Annotated in this window: 24 protein-coding genes, 1 pseudogene and 1 riboswitch; of the genes and pseudogenes, 22 read left to right on the top strand and 3 right to left on the bottom strand. The window is 39.5% G+C overall.

The genetic code is table 11. The features are described 5' to 3' along the window. The first annotated feature begins 93 nt into the window (after positions 1 to 93). Positions 94 to 1,425 carry a D-serine ammonia-lyase gene (locus ACIROD_RS00740; RefSeq protein WP_402940048.1) on the top strand — a complete coding sequence of 444 codons (1,332 nt, stop codon included), beginning with the start codon at positions 94 to 96 and terminating at the stop codon, positions 1,423 to 1,425. A 383-nt stretch (positions 1,426 to 1,808) separates the two neighbouring features. On the opposite strand, the gene pdxR is transcribed toward ACIROD_RS00740, so the two are convergent. Next, positions 1,809 to 3,203, bottom strand: coding sequence for a MocR-like pyridoxine biosynthesis transcription factor PdxR (gene pdxR, locus ACIROD_RS00735; protein WP_402937156.1), 1,395 nt, complete (start codon positions 3,201 to 3,203; stop codon positions 1,809 to 1,811). 135 nt (positions 3,204 to 3,338) lie between these two features. Between pdxR and pdxS the strand changes: the two genes are divergently transcribed. The 15 genes and pseudogenes from pdxS to ACIROD_RS00660 all read left to right on the top strand — a co-directional run bounded on the left by pdxS (position 3,339) and on the right by ACIROD_RS00660 (position 15,709). Further along, positions 3,339 to 4,226, top strand: a complete 888-nt coding sequence (pdxS, locus tag ACIROD_RS00730) for a pyridoxal 5'-phosphate synthase lyase subunit PdxS (protein ID WP_101225395.1) — start codon at positions 3,339 to 3,341, stop codon at positions 4,224 to 4,226. A 1-nt stretch (position 4,227) separates the two neighbouring features. Continuing rightward, on the top strand, positions 4,228 to 4,827 hold the full coding sequence (gene pdxT / locus ACIROD_RS00725) for a pyridoxal 5'-phosphate synthase glutaminase subunit PdxT (RefSeq protein ID WP_260357991.1): 600 nt from the start codon (positions 4,228 to 4,230) through the stop codon (positions 4,825 to 4,827). A gap of 210 nt (positions 4,828 to 5,037) precedes the next feature. Further along, positions 5,038 to 5,723, top strand: a pseudogene (locus tag ACIROD_RS00720) (SDR family NAD(P)-dependent oxidoreductase). A gap of 174 nt (positions 5,724 to 5,897) precedes the next feature. Continuing rightward, entirely contained in the window at positions 5,898 to 6,485 is a 588-nt protein-coding gene (locus ACIROD_RS00715) for a TetR/AcrR family transcriptional regulator (RefSeq protein WP_101225392.1), read from the top strand. Positions 6,486 to 6,674: 189 nt separating this feature from the next. After that, positions 6,675 to 7,208: an NADPH-dependent FMN reductase gene (gene ssuE, locus ACIROD_RS00710; protein ID WP_402937152.1), complete on the top strand. Its 534-nt coding sequence runs from the start codon at positions 6,675 to 6,677 to the stop codon at positions 7,206 to 7,208. Between the two features lie 282 nt (positions 7,209 to 7,490). Further along, positions 7,491 to 7,599: riboswitch (SAM riboswitch) on the top strand. A gap of 170 nt (positions 7,600 to 7,769) precedes the next feature. Beyond that, positions 7,770 to 7,913 (top strand): YezD family protein, encoded by a 144-nt coding sequence (locus tag ACIROD_RS00705; protein WP_072273036.1) that lies wholly within the window; start codon positions 7,770 to 7,772, stop codon positions 7,911 to 7,913. Between the two features lie 181 nt (positions 7,914 to 8,094). Beyond that, positions 8,095 to 8,799: a phosphoadenylyl-sulfate reductase gene (locus ACIROD_RS00700; protein WP_397315072.1), complete on the top strand. Its 705-nt coding sequence runs from the start codon at positions 8,095 to 8,097 to the stop codon at positions 8,797 to 8,799. A 29-nt stretch (positions 8,800 to 8,828) separates the two neighbouring features. Continuing rightward, complete coding sequence (sat, locus tag ACIROD_RS00695; RefSeq protein ID WP_101225389.1) at positions 8,829 to 9,977, top strand: sulfate adenylyltransferase; 1,149 nt, start codon at positions 8,829 to 8,831, stop codon at positions 9,975 to 9,977. A gap of 42 nt (positions 9,978 to 10,019) precedes the next feature. Continuing rightward, positions 10,020 to 10,619 carry an adenylyl-sulfate kinase gene (gene cysC, locus ACIROD_RS00690; RefSeq protein WP_230175904.1) on the top strand — a complete coding sequence of 200 codons (600 nt, stop codon included), beginning with the start codon at positions 10,020 to 10,022 and terminating at the stop codon, positions 10,617 to 10,619. A gap of 16 nt (positions 10,620 to 10,635) precedes the next feature. After that, positions 10,636 to 12,261, top strand: a complete 1,626-nt coding sequence (locus ACIROD_RS00685; RefSeq protein ID WP_402937149.1) for a nitrite/sulfite reductase — start codon at positions 10,636 to 10,638, stop codon at positions 12,259 to 12,261. Between the two features lie 20 nt (positions 12,262 to 12,281). Continuing rightward, complete coding sequence (locus ACIROD_RS00680) at positions 12,282 to 12,497, top strand: DUF3906 family protein (RefSeq protein ID WP_101225386.1); 216 nt, start codon at positions 12,282 to 12,284, stop codon at positions 12,495 to 12,497. 19 nt (positions 12,498 to 12,516) lie between these two features. Further along, positions 12,517 to 13,293: a uroporphyrinogen-III C-methyltransferase gene (gene cobA / locus ACIROD_RS00675; protein ID WP_402937146.1), complete on the top strand. Its 777-nt coding sequence runs from the start codon at positions 12,517 to 12,519 to the stop codon at positions 13,291 to 13,293. Continuing rightward, positions 13,293 to 14,054, top strand: a complete 762-nt coding sequence (locus ACIROD_RS00670; protein ID WP_260357740.1) for a sirohydrochlorin chelatase — start codon at positions 13,293 to 13,295, stop codon at positions 14,052 to 14,054. The genes cobA and ACIROD_RS00670 overlap by 1 nt, the downstream gene beginning before the upstream one ends. After that, on the top strand, positions 14,035 to 14,649 hold the full coding sequence (locus ACIROD_RS00665) for an NAD(P)-binding protein (RefSeq protein WP_260357739.1): 615 nt from the start codon (positions 14,035 to 14,037) through the stop codon (positions 14,647 to 14,649). Before ACIROD_RS00670 ends, ACIROD_RS00665 begins: the two co-directional genes overlap by 20 nt. A gap of 160 nt (positions 14,650 to 14,809) precedes the next feature. After that, complete coding sequence (locus tag ACIROD_RS00660; RefSeq protein ID WP_260357738.1) at positions 14,810 to 15,709, top strand: sulfite exporter TauE/SafE family protein; 900 nt, start codon at positions 14,810 to 14,812, stop codon at positions 15,707 to 15,709. Between the two features lie 278 nt (positions 15,710 to 15,987). Here the strand turns inward: ACIROD_RS00660 and ACIROD_RS00655 are convergent, their stop codons facing one another. Next, positions 15,988 to 17,133: a glycosyltransferase gene (locus ACIROD_RS00655; protein ID WP_402937143.1), complete on the bottom strand. Its 1,146-nt coding sequence runs from the start codon at positions 17,131 to 17,133 to the stop codon at positions 15,988 to 15,990. Continuing rightward, on the bottom strand, positions 17,130 to 17,417 hold the full coding sequence (locus ACIROD_RS00650; RefSeq protein WP_402937141.1) for a hypothetical protein: 288 nt from the start codon (positions 17,415 to 17,417) through the stop codon (positions 17,130 to 17,132). Before ACIROD_RS00650 ends, ACIROD_RS00655 begins: the two co-directional genes overlap by 4 nt. A gap of 449 nt (positions 17,418 to 17,866) precedes the next feature. Here ACIROD_RS00650 and ACIROD_RS00645 point away from each other — a divergent pair, with 449 nt between their 5' ends. The 6 genes from ACIROD_RS00645 to ACIROD_RS00620 all read left to right on the top strand — a co-directional run bounded on the left by ACIROD_RS00645 (position 17,867) and on the right by ACIROD_RS00620 (position 21,501). Then, positions 17,867 to 18,211 (top strand): hypothetical protein, encoded by a 345-nt coding sequence (locus ACIROD_RS00645; protein WP_402937139.1) that lies wholly within the window; start codon positions 17,867 to 17,869, stop codon positions 18,209 to 18,211. Between the two features lie 13 nt (positions 18,212 to 18,224). Then, positions 18,225 to 18,440, top strand: coding sequence for an LSm family protein (locus ACIROD_RS00640; RefSeq protein ID WP_101225378.1), 216 nt, complete (start codon positions 18,225 to 18,227; stop codon positions 18,438 to 18,440). Positions 18,441 to 18,684: 244 nt separating this feature from the next. After that, positions 18,685 to 19,203 (top strand): mismatch-specific DNA-glycosylase, encoded by a 519-nt coding sequence (locus ACIROD_RS00635; RefSeq protein WP_402937136.1) that lies wholly within the window; start codon positions 18,685 to 18,687, stop codon positions 19,201 to 19,203. Between the two features lie 140 nt (positions 19,204 to 19,343). After that, entirely contained in the window at positions 19,344 to 19,490 is a 147-nt protein-coding gene (locus ACIROD_RS00630) for an AzlC family ABC transporter permease (protein ID WP_101225376.1), read from the top strand. A gap of 61 nt (positions 19,491 to 19,551) precedes the next feature. Continuing rightward, a complete protein-coding gene (locus ACIROD_RS00625; RefSeq protein ID WP_402937134.1) occupies positions 19,552 to 19,713 on the top strand; it encodes a hypothetical protein in 162 nt (53 codons plus the stop codon). Positions 19,714 to 20,487: 774 nt separating this feature from the next. Continuing rightward, a complete protein-coding gene (locus ACIROD_RS00620) occupies positions 20,488 to 21,501 on the top strand; it encodes a glycoside hydrolase family 15 protein (RefSeq protein ID WP_260357731.1) in 1,014 nt (337 codons plus the stop codon). The last annotated feature ends 246 nt before the right edge of the window (positions 21,502 to 21,747 follow it).

The following is a 21,747-nucleotide window of genomic DNA, read 5'->3' as shown; positions in this document are numbered from 1 at the left end:
TTCGTAAAAAAGTGAAAATTGTAATCTTTATTGCTGTTTGTTGAGTTATAGTAGATGATGAAAACTACATTTCCGGGAGGGACTGCTGTGGAGATGCATAAAATCGCAGGCTTATCGATCATGGATTGGAAAGCGAAGGATCCTATACTTAATAATGTGATAAAGATGAACGAAGTCTTCTGGACGAATCCAGATTACGGTAACAAGCAAGAAAACCCAATCGTCCAAGCTGAACAAGTTAAATCTGCTGAAGAAAGATTAAATAGATTTGCCGATTATATAATTAAAGCCTTTCCAGAAACCGAACCACTGGAGGGGATCATTGAATCACCACTAGTCGAGATTCCTTCCATGCAAAAAAACTTGGAAAAATCCTATGGAACTAAAATGGCTGGGAATCTTTTGCTAAAATGTGACAGTCATTTACCAATATCAGGTTCCATCAAGGCTCGCGGAGGTATTTATGAGGTCTTAAAACGTGCTGAGGAAATAGCAATGAAGCATGGTGGATTAAAACGGACTGATAATTATGGGGTACTTGCAAGTGATGAATACAAAGAGCTTTTTTCAAAATATTCGATTGCAGTCGGCTCAACCGGCAATTTAGGAATGAGTATTGGAATAATAAGCGCTAAGCTGGGATTCAAAGTAACGGTCCATATGTCGGCAGATGCCAAACAGTGGAAAAAGGATAAATTAACAAGTCTTGGAGTCATTGTAAAGGAATATGATGATGATTATAGTAAAGCTGTAGAAGAAGGCCGTAATGAAGCATTACTTGATCCCGATTGCCATTTTATTGATGATGAAAATTCAATGGATCTACTGCTAGGTTATGCAACAGCTGCAACGCGCCTGAAGAAACAACTGAAAGATATGTCCATACCAGTAGACGAAGATCACCCTTTGTTTGTGTACTTGCCATGCGGAGTCGGCGGCGGGCCCGGTGGTATTACATATGGGCTCAAGCTAGCCTTTGAAGATAATGTACATTGTTTTTTTGCAGAGCCGACACATTCACCAAGCATGACGCTCGGATTGATGACAGGCCTTCATGACAAAATCTCGGTGCAGGACTTTGGCATCGATAATAAGACGGAAGCGGATGGTCTTGCTGTCGGAAGGCCTTCAGCATTGGTTTCCCGTATGATGACGACCATGTTAAGCGGTAGCTATACCATAGAAGATAAAAGGTTATTCGATCTGCTCAGGGGAATGGCAGAGACGGAAGGTCATTATTTAGAGCCATCTGCCCTCGCAGGAGCATTCGGTCCGATACAACTTTTTAAAGCTGCAGAAGGAAAGAAATATCTCATGGACCAAAAACTGGTGGATAAAATGAACCAGTCCACACATATCATCTGGGCGACCGGCGGGAGCATGGTACCAAAGGATATGATGGAACAGTATTTATCTAAAAGTTAAAGATTCACTAGAGTTAATTAATCAGACTGTAGACAAACACGAAGAAAAGCGAGTTTGCCTGCAGTTTTTTTAGCCAAAGCAGTTTATTCGACCTACACCGTGCATTATTCGACCTACACCGTGCTTTATTCGACCTACACGCAATATATTCGACCTACACTACACATTATTCGACCGTCAACGCATTTTTCGGTCCCCGAGCCTTCCTGCCCAGCCTCCTCGCGGCTAACCAGTCATTCGGCAAGAGTGTGTTCAATCCATTATGGTTTCATTCCAAATAAAAGTCTTGTTTAAAATCATGAAAGGAACCAGAATGAGACCTTTCCGAATCCCATTTTATCGACAAGCTTAAAGAAGCTCACGAAAGTGAGCTTCTTTTTTCTTTATAAACCCCATGAGTTCAATAAAAGGTGAATGGCTTTTTCCAATTCGGATTCAGGAATCCCTGCAAAGCCCAATATAATTTTTGGAGGATGTTCGTCAATTTTCTCGATTGAATATGTTGATAATCCATAAATTTTAATATGGTCTTCGTTTGCCTTTTGAATAAGTGTCTGTTCATCCATGCCGTTCTTAACGATGAGGACTATATGCAATCCTGACCGCTCTCCAATGATTTTTATTTGTTGATGGGGTTTAAATAGATCAATGACTTTTTCCAACTTCCGACGGTACACTTTCCTCATCCGATTTAAATGCTTTTCAAAATCCCCTTCCTTCATGAACTGTGTCAACACATGCTGATCAATCCGTGAAACGGTTGAATGGTAAAAAGATAATTCCTGTTGATGCATTTGTAACAATGGAGCGGGAAGAACCATATAACTGATCCGAATTGATGGCATCAATGATTTTGAAAATGACCCTAAATAAATCACCTTATCACCAGCATCCATACTTTGTAAGGAAGGAATTGTTTTTCCACTATAACGAAATTCACTATCATAATCGTCTTCGATAATATAGCGGTTTGCTGCCCCTTGAGCCCAGTTCAACAATCGCGTCCGTCTGTTAACGGATAGGATTGTCCCATTGGGGAAGTGATGTGAGGGAGTGACATATACAACGTCGATGTTTGAATCTTCAATTTGGTTCACCTTTACGCCTTCTTCATCAATTTGCAGTGGATGGACTTCATTTGGGTAGCTGCGTAAAATCCGATGAATCAAGTGATACCCGGGATCTTCAACACCATAGATGGCATTTTTATCGAATAGCAGGACAAGCTGCTGTAATAAAATTTCCATTCCTGCACCAATGATGATCTGTTCTGGAACACATTGTACACCACGTGCATGATACAAATAATGGGCAATTTCACATCGTAATTCATATTCCCCTTGAGAATCCCCAAGTAATAGAAGATCTTGATGTGATTCATCGATTTTGCTTTTCATGTATTTTCTCCATTTTTCAAATGGGAAATGTTCCGTGTCAATTTGGCTGGGATGAAAATGATATAGTAATTCCCCTTCTTTATGATTGATTTGTTCCACTGATACTTCGTTAGTTTGTGTATACTCTAAATCCTCGAATGTTTGAATATAGTACCCTTTTCTTGGTATGACTTCAACGTATCCTTCAGCAGTCAATTGTTCATATGCAGTCTCCACAGTATTTTGACTTATTTGCAGGAACTCTGCCAATTTCCGTTTGGAAGGCAGTTTTGTGCCGTAAAGAAGACGGCCTTCAATGATTTCTTTTTTAATATATGAATATAATTGTTCGTACAAAGGTACTTCACTTAACCGATTTAAATCGCAAGAAAGCATATTCATTTTGTTGCCACCTTTTTGATAAATTTTTACTGACCCCATTAAATTTATTAAAACTGACACTTTCAATGCGGTCAACTCTTTTTTATACTAAGCCTAACAAATCTAAAAAATGCAAATATTAGGGGGAAGAAAAAAATGGAAAAATTATTAGGAACTGACACAGTAAAAAGAGGAATGGCACAAATGCAAAAGGGTGGCGTGATCATGGACGTCATTAACGCAGAACAAGCAAAAATCGCAGAAGCATCTGGTGCTGTCGCTGTCATGGCATTGGAAAGGGTTCCTTCCGACATCCGTGCGGCTGGCGGCGTAGCAAGAATGGCAGATCCGCGAATTGTCGAGGAAGTAATGAATGCAGTGTCCATCCCGGTCATGGCTAAAGCAAGGATTGGCCATATCGTTGAATCAAGGGTCCTGGAATCAATGGGAGTGGATTATATAGATGAAAGTGAAGTGCTGACTCCTGCGGATGAAGAATACCATATTCTAAAAAGTGATTTCACAGTACCTTTCGTTTGTGGCTGCCGTGATTTAGGCGAAGCTGCGCGCCGTATTGGTGAAGGAGCATCAATGCTTCGTACAAAAGGAGAACCAGGAACAGGTAATATTGTGGAAGCTGTGCGTCATATGAGAAAGGTACAGTCACAAATTCGCAAAGTGAGCATCATGAGTGATGATGAATTAATGACAGAGGCAAAAAATCTTGGAGCCCCTTATGAAATTTTAAGAGAAATCAAACGCACAGGTAAATTGCCTGTAGTTAACTTTGCAGCCGGCGGAATTGCCACTCCAGCAGATGCTGCATTGATGATGGAATTGGGAGCAGATGGCGTTTTCGTTGGGTCTGGTATTTTTAAATCTGAAACTCCAGAAAAATTCGCCTCCGCAATCGTTCAAGCGACTACATATTTCACGGATTATGAATTGATTGGCCGGTTGTCCAAAGAGTTAGGAAGTGCAATGAAAGGAATTGATATTTCCAAACTAGCTCCGGCAGAACGGATGCAGGAACGTGGATGGTAATATGATAACTATCGGTGTTTTGGGATTACAGGGAGCGGTTGAAGAACACTTGAATCAAATCAAAGCTGCCGGCGAACAAGCAGTTATAGTAAAAAAGCCGGAGCAGTTACTTGAAATCGATGGTTTGATCATTCCGGGCGGAGAAAGCACGACGATGAGGAAGCTAATGGATCGTTATGGATTTATGGAACCGGTCAAAACTTTCTTCGAAGATAAAAAGCCAATTTTCGGTACATGTGCTGGGATGGTATTGGCGGCCAATGAATTGACTGGCGATGAGAAGGCCTATCTTGGACTAATGGACATTTCCGTGAAAAGGAACGGATTTGGACGTCAAAAGGATAGTTTCGAGGCTGAACTATCAATCAAAGGAATGGAAACTCCTTATAAGGCAGTTTTCATCCGGGCGCCATTTGCTGATGGAATTGGAGAAGGTGTAGAAGTATTGGCTGTTTATGAAGAGAATGTAGTGGCTGCGAGACAAGACCATGTCCTCGTTAGTGCGTTTCATCCAGAATTAACAGGTGATGATCGTTTTATGCAGCTTTTCATTGAAATGGTGAAGACATCCATAAGTAAGGCCGAATTGAAAACCTGTTAAAAAATGAAGCTGTCCTATTAATAGGACAGCTTTACTTTTGAAAGCTCAAAACCCTATATAAATACATATTGCTTGAATTAAATATTCTTTACTTTTGTAATTAAAAAAGGTAAGTAAACACTCACTAAATTTCGGTGTTGAAAGGGGAATGTATATGACAGCAAGAGTTGGAGTACAGGAGGAGCAAGCGGTATTGGCCGAGCCACATGTTTGAAATTCGCAGCAAAAGGGGACAAGGTCGTTGTTGCGGATTTTAATGAAGAAATGGGACAGGAAACCGTTGAACAGATAACAGCGGATGGCGGAGAGGCCATTTTTGTAAAAACGGATGTTTCTAAGCAGGAGGATGTTGAATCCTTAATCAAAAAAGCAGCGGAAAGATTCGGAAGGATCGATATCATGTTTAATAATGCCGGCATCGGTGCAGGCGGTATGATCCCCAATCAAGATATGGAGGGTTACTTCAAAACGATTGGAGTGAATCAGCACGGAGTTGCCTTTGGAATCATGGCAGCAGGACGGAAAATGAAGGAGCTAGGTAACAAGGGGGTCATTATTAATACCGCTTCTGTGTTTGGCTACTTAGCTTCCCACGGAACCTTTGCCTATCAGGCGACTAAAGGAGCTGTAAGAATTATGACACAGACCGCCGCTTTGGAATTGGGTGCTTATGGCATACGGGTAGTGGGCATTGCGCCAGGCGGGGTTGACACTCCTATCATTCAAGGCTATAAAGATATGGGAATCATCGATAAATTGAATGCAAGTCAAATGCGCGGTAAATTAATTAAGCCAGAAGCCGTTGCAAATGCCGTCTATCTATTATCGTTAGAGGAAGCAATGCGATCAATGGAAGTGTAGTCATGGTCGATGATGGCTATGCATCCTTTAAGTGATTTTCTGTAAAAGAAAACTTCGTCCCAATTTAGACGATGTTTTCTATTTATGATATATGGGAATATTGAATTCTAATGAATCAAAGGTAATATTGACCGATTGATACCATCGGGATATCATGTTAAATAGATTGGTGACACCGGTCTTATCATCATAAAAGAAGGTTGATATTTTTGAAAAAAGGGCAGCAAACGAAAGAACGAATCATAAATGTAGCCCGGACTCTTTTTGCCACTAAAGGTTTTGACATGACAAGAACGAATGAAATTGCCTCTGCATGCAATGTTTCCGAAGCTACTATTTACAAATACTTTGACAGCAAAAAAGATTTGCTATTAGCTACAATTACCCCTGATGAGAAAGAGGAAACTGAAGATGGGACTAGCCATCTATCCACGGATGATCTAGTGGAGAATCATGTTTGCACCATGATAAATAAAATTCTTGATAATAAAGAACAATTTTCGATACTATTCAGGGAAACACAATTCGATCAAGATATTTCGAAGCAATATGTAGATCAGATTTTCAAGCCGAATGCCAGGCATATTGAAATACAGAAGAGAATAGATAGTGGTGAGATACAATATATCTCTGATATTATCCTATTTAATGTAGGGATCATTTCATTCACATTGGCATTATCTACACATTATGAGATCCACCAGCAGAAAAAGGAGCCATATTTTACTTCTGAACGAATTAAGAGCATTGCTCAACTTTTGGTATATGGTATTCATGGAAAACAAAAACATACATAATGAAACGGTCATATTGAAGGGCTTTAGCATCAAGCCGCAAATATGACCGTTTTATTTTCCTTCAGAGTAGATGTCCAGAGTGTAAGATTTGACTTATATTTTTCAGACTATTACGATAAATGCATACTGTACGAAATGCTTTACGAAGATTTTATCTGGCAATCATGTAATATTGGAGGGGTATATTAAATGAGCGATATCGTAATTTTATCAGGAAGTCCGGCTATTCCGTCCAGAACGGACATTTCACTAAAACATATTCAATCATTAGTCGAAAACGAAGGATTTACTACAGCTTATTTCTCAATCACGGATTTCTCAGCAGATGATTTATTCAAAGGCAAATATAATAGCGAAGATATCTTAAAGCTTTCAGAGAAAATTCAAGCAGCTAGAGGTGTCATTATTGGTTCACCGGTTTATAAGGCTTCTTATACAGGTGTATTGAAGGCCTTGATTGATTTGCTGCCAGAAGGTGCTTTTAAGGGTAAGCCAGTACTGCCAATCATGATTGGCGGAAGTAACAGGCATCTATTGGCGATTGACTATGCACTTAAACCATTAATTTCAATATTAAAAGGCGAGCCGCTGCAGGGCATTTATTTTGTTGATAAGGAAATAGATAAACAGAATTCAGAAAAACCGATAAATGATTTGCATTTAATTGATCGGGTCCAGAGTCAAGTTCAAGAATTTGTAGAAGCGATACAGTTAAGAAATTAATGAATTCGAGTAATCCCTTCGTTTAAAAGGACTGGAATTCGAGAAATTATTTTTTCGGATAGATGACAGGCGCCAATTATAGGCTTGTTAATGAAAATAGACTCATTTTTTTGGAGGCTTTATCTAAAAAGACGAGTCTATTTTCATATTTACATGAACATAAAATCATAATCGGAATAGTGTGTATAAAAATAACAGTTCATCCATAATATTAAACCAAGTTATTTTATAAGAAAACTCCATTGACAAGGATTAAATATATGTTAATATTTAAAATAATAAAACTTATCCAGAGCGACGGAGGGAATTGGCCCTTTGAAGTCCAGCAACCTGCATGGTCGATGCAAGGTGCTACCTCCAACAAAATGTTGATCATTTTGGAAGATAAGGTAAAGATATTTACCTTGGGATCTTTCCATCATGGAAAGATTTTTGCTTTTTGGAAAGTTGTAGGCAAACCATAACAATGTAAGGTTGTTTGGAATTATATAAATCTAAGAAATTCATTTGATCAGCGGTGAAAATAAGAAATTCGCGGATTTTCTTAAAGGAGGAACAGGCTTGGATAAAGAGAATCAGCTTGAAGAAATATTTGAACGACTTCAAGAAATGCTTAATTCTATGAAATATGGGTCCATTACACTTATTGTCCAGGATGGTAAAATCATTCAAATGGAAAGAAATGAAAAATTAAGAATTAAATAAGGTATCTGCTGACTAGAAAAACTAGAGGCGGGTTTAACTGATATAAAGAGAGTATTGGTTAGATTCGTCTCTTTTTTCCTAGAGTCAAATAAACTGGAGAAGATTACAACGGGTATTGATCAACAGTTACTCTAACCTGATACAGCAAGTTTTAGAGGGGGCTACAAAGTTGGCTGCATTAATAAACTATGAAAATTTCAACACTGGGGATTTCCCTGTATTTCCCGAAGACAGTGAGACAAAAGGTGCTTTGGAAGTTCTGCAATGGGCGAATGACCATTATGGAAACGAACTGATTTATGCTTGCAGTTTTGGCATTGAAGGCATCGTGCTTACGGATTTATTGGCGAAGGTCAATCCTTCTGCCAAAATAGTTTTCCTTGATACAGATGTTCATTTTGAGGAAACTTATCAATTGATCGAGCAAGTGAAAAAGCGATATCCAAAGCTTTCGATAGAAATGAAGAAACCTGCCTTGACGCTTGAGGAACAAGCAGCGGAATATGGGGATGAATTATGGGTTAGAGATTCAAATAAGTGCTGTAACATCCGTAAAATCATTCCGCTTACCGATGTGCTTTCAACGGCAACAGCATGGCTTTCGGGACTGCGGAGGGAGCAATCCGAGACAAGGGCTTCGACCGAGTATATCAATAAGGATAATAAGTTCAAGTCAGTTAAAATATGTCCACTCATACATTGGACATGGAAAGATGTTTGGCGCTATGCCCATAAAAACGGACTTCCATATAATATCCTGCATGATAATGGATATCCGAGCATTGGATGTAAAACATGTACAGCACCAGCCTTCAATGCAGATGATTTACGCTCTGGCCGTTGGCAAGGAGCTCAAAAAACGGAATGCGGATTGCATTTATCTTAAATAAATAGAAACCATAGGGGGAAATTAGCATGACAATCAGTTTACCGCACGGAGGAACACTAATCGATCTTTGGGAACCAAATTATGATATTAGTAAAATAACAAAGTCGATCGAAATCGATGAAATTGCTTTAAGTGATCTTGAATTGATAGGCACTGGTGCCTACAGTCCAATTAAAGGATTCTTTACAAAAAGTGACTATGAGACAGTGGTCAAGGATATGAGGCTTAGCAGCGGTCATGTATGGAGCATCCCGATTACGCTGCCTTTGACCGAAGAAACTGCCGAAACCCTTACTATAGGTGAAGAAGTAACGTTGACTCATGAAGGTGAAACATACGGGGTTCTCTCCGTTTCCGATATATACACACCAGATAAGCAATTGGAAGCGACATTAGTTTATCAAACGGATGATGAGAAGCATCCAGGAGTGAAAAATTTATATAACCGCGGTGATGTATATGCCGGCGGGGAAATAAAGTTGATCAAGAGAATAGAGCGTCCGCAGTTTCAAGCTAATTATTTGGACCCGGTCGAGACAAGGAAAGCTTTTGCTGAAAAGGGCTGGGAAACGGTTGTCGGCTTCCAAACCAGGAACCCTGTTCACCGTGCACATGAATACATTCAAAAGACAGCATTGGAGATTGTCGACGGCTTATTCTTAAATCCTCTCGTAGGTGCCACTAAATCAGATGACATTCCGGCAGATGTAAGAATGGAAAGCTATAAAGTGCTGCTTGAAAAATATTATCCTAAGGATCGCGTCTCCCTTGCAGTTTTCCCTGCTGCCATGCGTTATGCAGGACCTAGAGAAGCCATTTTCCATGCCATGGTCCGTAAAAATTATGGTTGCACCCATTTTATCGTCGGACGTGATCATGCGGGTGTGGGCGATTATTATGGCACATATGATGCTCAAAAAATCTTTGGGAATTTCAACGCAGATGAGTTAGGGATCACGCTATTATTCTTTGAACATAGTTTTTATTGTAAAGAATGTGGCAATATGGCTTCCGCTAAAACTTGTCCTCATGGCAAGGAAGACCATGTCATCCTGTCTGGAACGAAAGTAAGGGAAATGCTGCGTAACGGAGAAATTCCTCCAGCTACCTTTAGCCGTAAAGAAGTCATCGAGGTATTGATCGAAGGTCTAAAAAAGAATGAAGTTTATAACTGATCGGACATAAATTGAAGGACCACATGAAGAGGGGGATTATTAATGAGTAAAAGTACGAATGTCACTTGGCATGAAACGTCATTGACCAAGGAGCTCCGCCGGAAGCAAAACGGCCATGAAAGCACAGTTCTATGGTTCACTGGTCTCTCGGGCTCCGGAAAATCAACGATTGCGAACGCGGTCGCTAAAGAGTTATATAATCGGAATATTCGAAGTTATGTTTTGGATGGTGATAATATCCGCCACGGATTAAATAAAGATTTAGGTTTTTCTGAAGAAGATCGAACCGAGAATATTAGACGAATCGGTGAGGTTTCCAAGTTATTCGTGGATAGTGGGCAGTTCGTATTGACCGCCTTCATATCACCTTTCAGGGCAGATCGGCAGATTGTACGTGATTTACTCGATGAAGGGGAGTTTATTGAAGTATACATAAAGTGTCCGATCGAAGAGTGCGAAGTGCGTGATCCAAAAGGTCTTTATGACAAGGCGCGTAAAGGAATCATTAAAGATTTTACCGGAATCGACTCTCCATACGAAGAACCTGAACAACCGGAAATCACTTTAGAATCCGACCAATACAGCATTGAAGAGTGCGTTGAACAGGTAATCGGCTATTTGACAGCAAAGAAAGCGATCTAATCAAGGAGGAAATGTAATGGTTTACGAGAAATTTTGGTCGGAAAATCCACTAATCGCTAAAAATAAAACGGAAATCTGGAAATTGGAAAAAGATGGATTGAAGATATTCGATGACATTCCACATTACGCTGTAAATGGTTTTGATTCCATCCCTAAAGAGAATTGGGATATGTTCAAGTGGGCAGGTCTATACCTGCAACGGCCAAAAGAAGCAGGTTACTGGATGATGCGTGTCGTTATTCCCGGAGGTATCCTGACCTATGATCAACAGATAACTCTTGCTAACATCGCTAAAGATTATGGGAGGGGTGTATATGACATTACAACCCGTCAAGCCGTTCAATTCCACTGGCTGACCATCGAACAAGTCCCGGATATATTAAACCGTTTGGAAAAGGTCGGAATGACTACGGCCGGTGCATGTGGTGATATCACACGTAATATCATCGGTAATGCATTGGCAGGCATCGATCCTGACGAACTTTTTGATACACGCGAGGTACTTTATGATGTATTTGAGTATTTCCGTCTTAACGAAGACTATTCAAACCTTCCGAGGAAATATAAAATGTCCATAAGTGCTAATATCCATAATGCTTCAAATGCTGAAATCAACTGTGTTTCATTCAATCCGGCTACTAAAGTAATTGATGGAGTAACGGAAGTTGGTTTTCACGTAAAAGTAGGCGGTGGACTATCCTCCGTTCCGATGCTGGCAGAAGAACTTGACTTATTCATTTTACCTGAAAAAACAGTCGAAGTAGCGGCCGCCATCACGACGATATTCCGTGACTTTGGGTACCGTGAAAAACGTCATCGCTCGCGTTTGAAATTCCTTGTAGCTGATTGGGGTCCTGAACAATTCAAGGAAAAATTGCTGGAGTACACCGGTCCGCTTCCTGAAAAGGGTGAAAGTGCGGTGAAGGAATGGAATGCAGGTTATTTCTACGGCATCCATAAACAAAAACAAGATGGTCTGAACTATGTTGGAGTCAATATACCAGTTGGTCGACTAAATCCAGACGAAGTGATTGAGTTTGCCGAACTTGCGAAGAAATATGGAAATGGTGAAATCCGCAACTGTAATTCTCAAAATCTTATCATTCCAAATGTGCCGGATGCAAAACTTGAGGAAATAAAACAGGAATCCATCTTTGAAAGATTTCCATACCACCCAAAAAAATTCATTGGTTATTCCGTTTCTTGTACAGGCATCGAGTATTGCAACCTGGCACTCGTTGAAACAAAAGAACGAATGAGGACCATTTCTGAATCATTGGACAAGGAAATAGATCTCGATGTTCCTGTAAGGATGCATATGGTGGGTTGTCCGAATAATTGTGGTCAAAGAGCCATCGCCGAAATTGGACTGCAAGGCATAAAAATGAAAAACCAGGATAAAAAGATGGTCGAAGCTTTTGAGATATACGTCGGGGGAACGCTGAATGAAGGCGGTAAGTTCAATGAAAAACTTAAAGGGAAAGTGGAAGCTGAACAGCTCTATCATGTTCTGAAAGAACTGATCCTATTTTTCAAACAAACAAAACTTCTATCCGAAACCTTTCTTGATTTTGTGGAAAGGGTAGGGATATCCCAGTTACAAAGTAAGCTAGATGATATATTAACGGAAGTGGCCGTTTAATAGGGGAAGGTAAGCAATCCATGAATCTATACCGTTTCGAAGTCACTATCAAGGAAAAACCAATCCATGTCATCATTGTTGCCGATTCGGATGAAAAGGCGTTTGACCTTGTTGATATCGAGCTGGAAAAACATTTTTTGAAAATGCCTGAAGTGGATGACATCTCATTATATGAAAAAAGGAAAATTAAAAATGGAGCAGGTTTCGTTTTATCGGAATTCGAAACGATTCTCTAAGGGAAGGCAGGTTGCATAAATGGGGAAAGTATATCTAGTAGGAGCCGGTCCCGGAGATCCAGATTTAATTACATTAAAAGGATTAAAATGCATTCAAGAAGCTGATGTCATTTTATATGATCGACTTGTCAATAAAGAACTTTTGAATCATGCAAAAGATGGTGTAGAGCTGATTAATTGCGGTAAACTGCCGGATTATCATTTATTGCAGCAGGATACCATCAATCGGTTCCTGGTCAAATATGCAAAAAAGGGAAAAGTGGTCACCCGTTTGAAAGGCGGAGATCCATTCGTCTTTGGGAGAGGCGGGGAGGAAGCGGAAGCCCTTGCCAAAAGTGGCGTGAGCTTTGAAATCGTTCCAGGAATTACTGCTGGAATCGCCGCTACAGCTTATGCGGGAATCCCAGTTACACACAGGGACCACGCTTCATCTTTTGCAATTGTTACCGGCCATCGGAAAAAGGATGAAGAGGATAATATCAAATGGGAATCCCTTGCAAAAGGAATCGATACATTAGCCATTTACATGGGTGTTAAAAACCTGCCCTATATTCAAGGGAAACTTTTGGAGCATGGAAAAAATCCAGAGACTCCGGTAGCCCTTATCCATTGGGGGACATTAAAAACACAAAGAACAGCTGTCAGTACGTTGGCTAATGTAGTGGAAACCGCCAATAACGAACAGATTTCCAATCCTTGCATGATAGTCGTGGGCGATGTCGTTAATTTACGGGAAAAAATCAAATGGTTTGAAGGAAAACAAACCGAAAATTTGTTGGCGAATGAGGCCTTTTAATGGAAGCCATTTTATATATTTGCCATGGAAGCCGCGTTAAAGAAGCTTCAGCCCAAGCCATTGATTTTATTAAAGTTTGTATGCAAGCACAGCCGAATTCCATTCAGGAGTATTGCTTCCTGGAATTGGAAACTCCTACGATAGAAGAGGCCTACGACCGATGCGTACAAAAAGGTGCGACGAGAATCATTGCCATTCCAGTTCTATTGCTAACGGCTGTACATGCAAAACATGATATTCCGGTCATCCTGAACATAATGAAAGAACGGTACCCTGCCGTTGAATTGAAATATGGAAGACCGATTGGTGTCAGTGATAAAATGGTTGACATTTTAGTGGAACGGTTGGAGGAAACAAATGTAAGTGTTACGGAGGATTCCTTGGTTTTATTGGTTGGAAGGGGCAGCAGTGATCCCGACGTGAAAAGGGATTTGTCTCGATTGGCCGATTTGCTAAGGAACAGGTTTCCTAAAATCCGAGTGCAAGAATGTTATTTGACAGCTGCCACTCCAAGCTTTGGAGAAGCATTGGAATTAGCAGGGGAATCTCGATCAAACCAAGTATTTATCATTCCTTACCTATTGTTTACCGGTCTCTTAATGCAGTCGATTGAAAATAGTATAAAAAAGCTCCAAAAAAAGGGGAAGCAAAAAATCATTCTTTGCCGATATCTAGGTTATCATCCAAAGATCGAACAAGCAATATCTGAACGAATTCAAGAAGTGAGTGGGGAGGGAGCCTATGTATCCAATTACGCTTAATATTGAGAACAGAAAGTGTGTCATCATCGGCGGTGGTAAAATAGGTTACTTTAAAGCGGGCCCCTTATTGGAAGCTGGTGCCGAAGTGACCGTCGTAAGCCCCGAGATATGCACGGATTTTCGACTGTTGGAGAAAGAAGGTAAGATTCGAGTCTTACTTAAAGAAGTGGAAGAAACTGACTATAAAGATGCGTTTTTAATCATTGTTGCAACGAATTCTACGGAAGTTAATGAACGAGTGTACGAGAATGCATCCCAAAGTCAGCTGGTGAACGTAATCAGCAATCATGAGCTGGGTAACTTTCATATACCGGCCACATTGAAAAGAGGCATGCTTTCCATTAGTGTTTCTACCAATGGAGCAAGTCCAACTCTCGCTAAAAAAATTCGGAATGACCTAGGTAAAGTATATGATGAATCTTATGAAGATTATCTTGAATTCCTTTTCGAAGCAAGGATGATCATTAAAAGTGGTTCCTTTTCAAAAGAAGAAAAATCTAAGTTATTGAAAGATTCAATAGAGGATATTTATAAATATTCCCTAAAAGAAAGATATCGTTTCTTAGCTAGGCTTATGCCAGTAGAAGCTGAATAAAAAAATCATGGGCTGATCAGAAAAACTGAAGGCACCTAACCAACATGTTATTTCATTTTGGTTAGGTGCCTCTTTGTGTCTTAAAGATCAAACTGATCTATACAGGCAAACGGTGGTCGATGTTATCTAGGTTCTATTTTAGTTGAAAAAGGGGAATGTCATGAAAAAGTTAATCGTTTTAGCCTTTATCGGGTTTTTAGCCCAATTAATCGATGGTTCGCTTGGAATGGGGTATGGAGTGAGTTCCACCTCCTTATTGTTGACATTCGGAATTGCCCCTGCAGTAGCATCAGCATCCGTACATTTATCGGAAGTAGTGACCACAGCAGTTTCCGGAGCTTCACATATAAAGTTTGGGAACGTGGATAAAAATATGGTCTATCGCTTGATCATTCCAGGTTCAGTTGGTGCATTTGTAGGTGCATGTTTCCTGAGCAACCTGCCAGCCGAATTAGCTAAACCGTATATTGCCATATTTTTATTTGGCCTTGGTGTGTACGTTTTATTCCGCTTTTTATTCATTTTTAAACCGTCAAAGGACACTGAAACCGTAAGGCCATTGACCGCAAAACAATCCATTCCGTTAGGCCTTTTTGCAGGCTTTTGTGATGCAACAGGCGGAGGCGGTTGGGGACCTATTGCAACGCCTGTTTTATTGTCAAAAAAAGGAATGACAGCGAGAAAAGCCGTAGGGACAGTTGATACGAGTGAATTTGCCATTGCTTTCTTCGGAAGTCTTGGTTTTATCATTTCGCTTGGATGGGAAGCAGTCAATTGGCTTTGGGTCGTAGCGTTGATAATTGGCGGGGTGGTTGCTGCACCAATTGCAGCCTGGTTAGTCCGGATGCTTCCTGCTCAATTAATGGGTGTTTTAGTCGGTGGTTTCATTATCTTGATTAATGTACGAACATTATTAGCTACATGGATTCCGATTGAAGCACACATATATATTTATACCGGCATCGTGATTATATGGCTTTCTGGAATACTTCTTACCATCAATAAGATGTCCAATGCGAGAAAACATGATCATATCGAACAACGGCAGAATGTTTCCTGAACCCCGAGTTTGATAGAATCGAATTTGCGATACGTAACATAAAAACTCGTAGGTACATAAATACCTACGAGTTAAGCCATTTGTTAAATGGGAGCGCCTTTAAATTTTTATAAGGTTCTAAACTCTATTTAATAGATTCATTCATTTTCTAGAATCATTTATTGGCTGTTATTAATCGAGAGATCTATGCCTCCAATTTCTATGTAGTTTATTCCCCTAATAAAGAATTAATAGAACCCTTGATGGCCATCGTGAGAGATTGAATAGCAGCAGAACCATTAATTTATGGCCTGCTGCTGTTCAAATGATTGAATTGTACTTTCATATAATTCAATTAGCGGTAATATATTTTTTTTACTATCGAATTGTTTCAATACCAATTTCCTTAAATCCCTGCCTGTTTGAACCCCGGCGTTTGATTGATGAAGGTTGCGTAAGTCCCGATAAAGAATGGCTTGGCTGCAAGTCTGTTTTGCAGCGTGATCCCCAAAGTAGCATTCCCAGGCTTGTTGAAAGTTTTTCTTATTCACTTCCCCAAAATACCCTAGATTTCCACATGAAATAACGGGTCTTTCACATGCCATAGCCTCCAAAGCAACCCTGCCTGTACCTACAACATAGTCTGCAAGTGCATAATAGTCTCTCACATTCTTTTGTTCCCCAGTGAAATGAATGAACTCTTCTTTATATAAAGATTGGATGCTCGCAGCAACATTCTTAATGTCCTTGAGCTGGCTGCCGTTACCGATGATGATTACATGAAGGTTGGGGATATCCTTTAATTTTAAATCCCTGCAAGCTTTGATTAAAAGCATGCAGATTTTTGCTTTATGCCGTGTTATCCTGCTGCAGTATAGAATTACTTTTGCATCAAGGGGAATATTCATTTTTTTTCTTAATTCCAATGAAAGGGAAGGGGAAAAATCGGCTGTATCAATTCCATTTGCAATGACTGAAATATTCTTAGGGAAAAATGGCTGAATATGTTCTTTTACCGGTTCACTAACTGCAACCGCAGCATCTGTAAACTGTAACACACTTTTTATATCCGATTTCTGGAAGTATGTCCCATGCAGGGTGAAGACGAAGGGAATATTGTAGAGCTTAGCTGCCTTTGCAGAGAGGTAGCCGGATATAATTTGGTGCCCGTGCACTAGTGTAATCTGTTCTTTTCGTAACAATTCTACCAAGCTATTCAATAATGGAGATTCCTCATTCGAGTTAATCGTTAATGTTTTAGGGAAATTCATTTGGTGAACTTTACATCCCGTTTCTCGTAACCGGCTAATCATGCTGCCTTTTCCAGTAACAACTGCTGTATATATTCCTTTAGATTGTAATTCCTTCACAAGACTCAATACATGCGTTTCCGTTCCGCTTACATCCATTGTATCTAACACCATCAGGACTCTTATTGATTTCATGCTGCCTTACCTCTTTGGGAAAATTCATCAGATCCAGTAACTGTATGATGATGAATTTTATTTGAATTTAATGGTGAAAGTAACAATTTAATATGGGAACCTGGCTCATTTATTGATGCACAACAATTAGTATCGTCCGCTTCAGAAAAACCTTTATTAATAGGAAGTGAACAATTGAAAAAAGGGGATTTTGCTTGTTCCATACGTTCTGCTTTTAATGCAGACTTTTTGTGACATGAAGGGATTACAATGCCTATGTAATCCTTTTTTTGTTTGTTCGTCATAGTTATCACCTCAACCGTATCATATTCATTCATTAGAGAAATGGACATGATTTCGTAAAACCTTCAAAAAAAAGTAAAGTAATTTAAAAAAAGGTTGATTAGTCCAAGCCGAAAACATCAGTCATCAATATACTACTTTTGAAGCGATATAGAAGCAGCAGCAAATTGTCAAGATCCTCAAAGGAATCAAATGTATCTGGTGGATCAATGAATTCAGGGGAAATCGAATCAAGGCAAAAATATTAGCAAGGTCGAAAATTCATTTTCGGTTTGAACCATACCAGGATTCACATTATCGATCGACAACGAGTTCAGTGCTGCATGAAAGATAAGAAGGGGGGACCGTTTCAAAAAGGCGAAGGTAAAGAAATGAGAGCATGGGGATGAAGGAAAAAAGAAGAGAACCATGACGAAGGTAATAAAATAGACAATATAAAGGTGGTAAAATAATGAGCACTGAGAAGCAAAGTGAGAAGCAAAGTGAGAATCAAAGTGAGAAGCAAAGTGAGAAGCCATGTAAAAAGAATAGTTACGACTATCTCTACTATAAATGGCTTGTTGAAAATGGTAAACCAAGACCAGGAACACCTGGCACTTCAGGAGATCCATTCATTGATTTAAGAGGTGCTTTAGCAGCATTACTAGGAAGAACGGTAACGGCTTCAACTGATTTTGCCCCGGTAACGGGAATATTGAGTTCAATTCAAACTAATTATATCGTAATTACTGAAGCTGCGGGAACTGTAGTATTTGTTCCGTTCAATTCCATCAATTCTGTTAGAGAGCCTATATAAGGAGGAGAATGCATTGTTAGCTAGTATTTTTTATGTACAATTAAAACATTACATTGGGAACACGGTCGAAGTGGCAACGAGCAGTGATTTATTCGAGGGAGTGTTATTTGAAGTAACAGATGATATTTGTCAATTAACAGAAACCTCTCCAGGTTATGAAGGCAATCTTGATATCATAACCATTCCACTAAGTGAAATAAGCTTTGTTCGCGTTAGTCACGCACAATAAGATATATGAAGAAGCAGCCATCTATAAGGTGGCTGTTTCTTTTTGAACGTGTAAAATGCTTGTAATTTAAAAGCGGAATCATATGTCATCAATATTAGAGTTATTAATTTGAAACAATCATCCCACATTCTACAAGAAACGTGTTTAAATTTTGGATATATGTTGTGAAAATGTCGGAAAAGGTAGTTAATTATTTTTCAGTTTTGTACAATGATTAAATATGAATTTGAAAAGGAGTTTTAAAATGGAAGGCATCTCTGATCATTTAAGGGAAAATTTGGATGTTTTGTTCGTAGGTTTCAATCCAAGCATCCGTTCAGGCGAGACTGGCCATCATTATGCGAATCCAAACAACCGCTTTTGGAAAATCCTCTTCGAGTCCGGGCTGACACCAAGGAAATATGCTCCAACCGAAGACTCGTCATTACTGGATTTAGGTTATGGTTTTACCAATATCGTTTCCAGGCCTACAAAAGGAGCGGAAGATATCACTAAAGAAGAGTACATAATAGGAAGGCAGCAATTAAAAAGGAAAATTGAAAGGTATGAACCTAGACTTGTCTGTTTTGTAGGCAAGGGTGTTTATCAGGAATACCGTCAATTACGAAAAATCTCTTGGGGGCTGCAAGAAGAACCTTCATCGAATCAATCCATGGAATTCGTTGCCCCTTCTTCCAGCGGCTTAGTTAGAATGCCGATAGATGAGATCATCGAAATATATAGTGAGTTGCCAATTCTGCTTGGCAAGCTGAAAAGCAATTAAAGGCACTTATTAATATAAGGGTGGATTGGAAAAACGATGACTTTTCCGATGATGGGGAAGGCTTTTGGCAAGGAGTAAAGGATTGTATACCTAAGTATCGGTTTTGCTGAAGGGGTCGCGAAAGAAAGTCATGATTAAGTATGATTGAAGTGGCACTAATGTCGCTTTTACTCTATGCAGGGTCTGGACAATTCATGGCGGCATGGATTATGGCCTCAAGTCATCCGGTCTCGGCCATGATTTTTACGTATATTTTTGTTAACAGTCGTCATCTATTGCTGCATTAGCTCCTTAATTCAGGCAGCAAGGTTGGAAAACAAAAACTGATAACTGGAGCCTTACTAACGGATGAAACATTTGGAGTTGGCGGCCACAACGGCACAGAAGAGGAAACGGTTTGATTTTATTATGCTTGGTCACAATCTTGAAGCCTATATAAATTGGTCACTAGCAAAAGCGGTTTCTGCCCTGACAGCCATGTTTACCGGTCTTCTTAGTTTTGAATATTGAGTGAAAAAAGACTTTTTTATAGATCTTGCAGTCGTTTTTTGGCAGCATATTAATCGTTGTTGCATTAGGGTTTCTTCTTTCCTGGCAGTACTGGCGTCATAGTTGCAACGGTTATAGCTTCAGCGATAGGGGATGGTGATTGACAGATGGAAATAAGCAGGTATATCCTTGGGGCTTCAATTGTGACTTTCATACCTAGAATCGTTCATTTGATGCTGATTAGTAATATGCAGATTCCAAGGGCATAGATTGGCTAAAGCATGTACGGTGGCCGTAATGGAGGCGTCATTGGTTCAAGAACTTCTATTATCGGAACAGGTTTTTTAAATTAAGGGTAATGCTTTAAAATTGGCTTCAGCTTTTACCAGCTTTCCTGGTTGCCATGTTTACGAGAAGTCTATGGAGTAAGGTAATGATTGGCATGCTTTCATTGATGATACGATTATTCTTTTAATAACTACTAAACATTTGAATGATAGGCCGATATAACCAGTAATGGATTGCCATTACTGGTTTTTTATTTTCCAAAGAACATATTTCATAACGGCAACTTCATTACGGGTAGGCAAATGACGCTTTTTTATTGAACATTGGAAGCTTGATTATCAAAAACGGCAGTGATTACATAAACTGTGGTGAATGAACTTCTGAAAAAGTCGTTATGGCTAGCTGAATTGAAAGCGCTTTTAATTGAAAAATGAAACAACCAACGTTTAGAAAATGGGAGTCTGTCAACAATGGGAATAAGCAAATAACTATGGAGGTGTTCAATTAATGAATGTAAATGGTGCCCTAGAGGTTCTTGATCGCATGCGGCTTCCTAATGGCGCATATACTGCAAGTGTTTCCGATGATTATAATTATGTCTGGATAAGGGATGTCGTTTATACAGTAATACCTTTTATAAATGATCCGTCCAATCGGTACGAGAAAGCATATCATGCTTTATTCGACTTATTTCAATCCTATGAGTGGAAGATAGATATTCATACGGAACAGAAACCCCAATTTCTATTTGAACATATCCATGCACGGTATTCCACTGAGCTTAAAGAACTGCCAGATGAGTGGGGCCATGCCCAAAATGATGCGATAGGTGCCTTTTTATGGGGTGTCGGTGAAGGATATAGGCATGGGAAAAAGGTGATAAGAAATCAACGTGATTTAAAGATCGTTCAAAAGTTGGTCAGTTACTTGGAATGCCTGCAATATTGGCAAGCGGAAGATAACGGGATGTGGGAAGAGAATATCGAAATCCATGCTTCAAGCATAGGGGCATGTGTTGCCGGTTTGAATTCAGTCAAAATGCTGGTCAACGTCAAGGAAGGACTCATTAAAAAGGGAGAAGAAGCTCTTCGTTTCCTGCTTCCAAGGGAAAGTTATTCAAAAGAGACGGATTTAGCCCTTTTATCCTTAATTTATCCTTATCGTCTGGTAGACCGTGAAATAGCACTTAAAATATTGAAGAATGTCACAGGGCGCCTAGAAAGAACAAAAGGTTGCATTAGATATGAGAATGACCTTTATTACAATGACGGTCAAGAAGCGGAATGGTGTTTCGGGCTTCCGTGGCTGGGATTATGCTACCTTGAACTTGGCATGATGAACAAAGTTAAGGAATATATAGATAAAACGAAAATGATCATTCCAGAAAATTGGGAAGTTCCTGAGTTATATATAGGAGGCAGTAATATACCAAACAGGAATACTCCTTTGGCATGGTCAGTCTCATTATCCTATTTATTCTTGACGAAGACTCAGATGATTCGAACTGAACAAATAAAATGAAGAATTCATACATGATAACATAAAGCTCTTCCCAAAAATGGGGAGAGCTTTTATTGAAATAATAATATTTTTACAATAAATGGCTATTTTTCGCGAAAAGATGTTTTATTTATTAAAAAAACGGGCATTTATTACAATATATTCACCTCCATTTGAAGGATTAATACCATTTTTACCGAATATATATAATAACTGGGGAAGGATGGGTAAAATACTATCGAGTTAATACTGATGGAGGGGTTTTAT

This window comes from Peribacillus sp. NPDC101481, from assembly GCF_044767165.1.
Classification (GTDB): Bacteria; Bacillota; Bacilli; order Bacillales; family DSM-1321; genus Peribacillus.
Note: the sequence above shows the minus strand (reverse complement) of the source record. Positions and strands in the feature narration are given on the sequence as shown.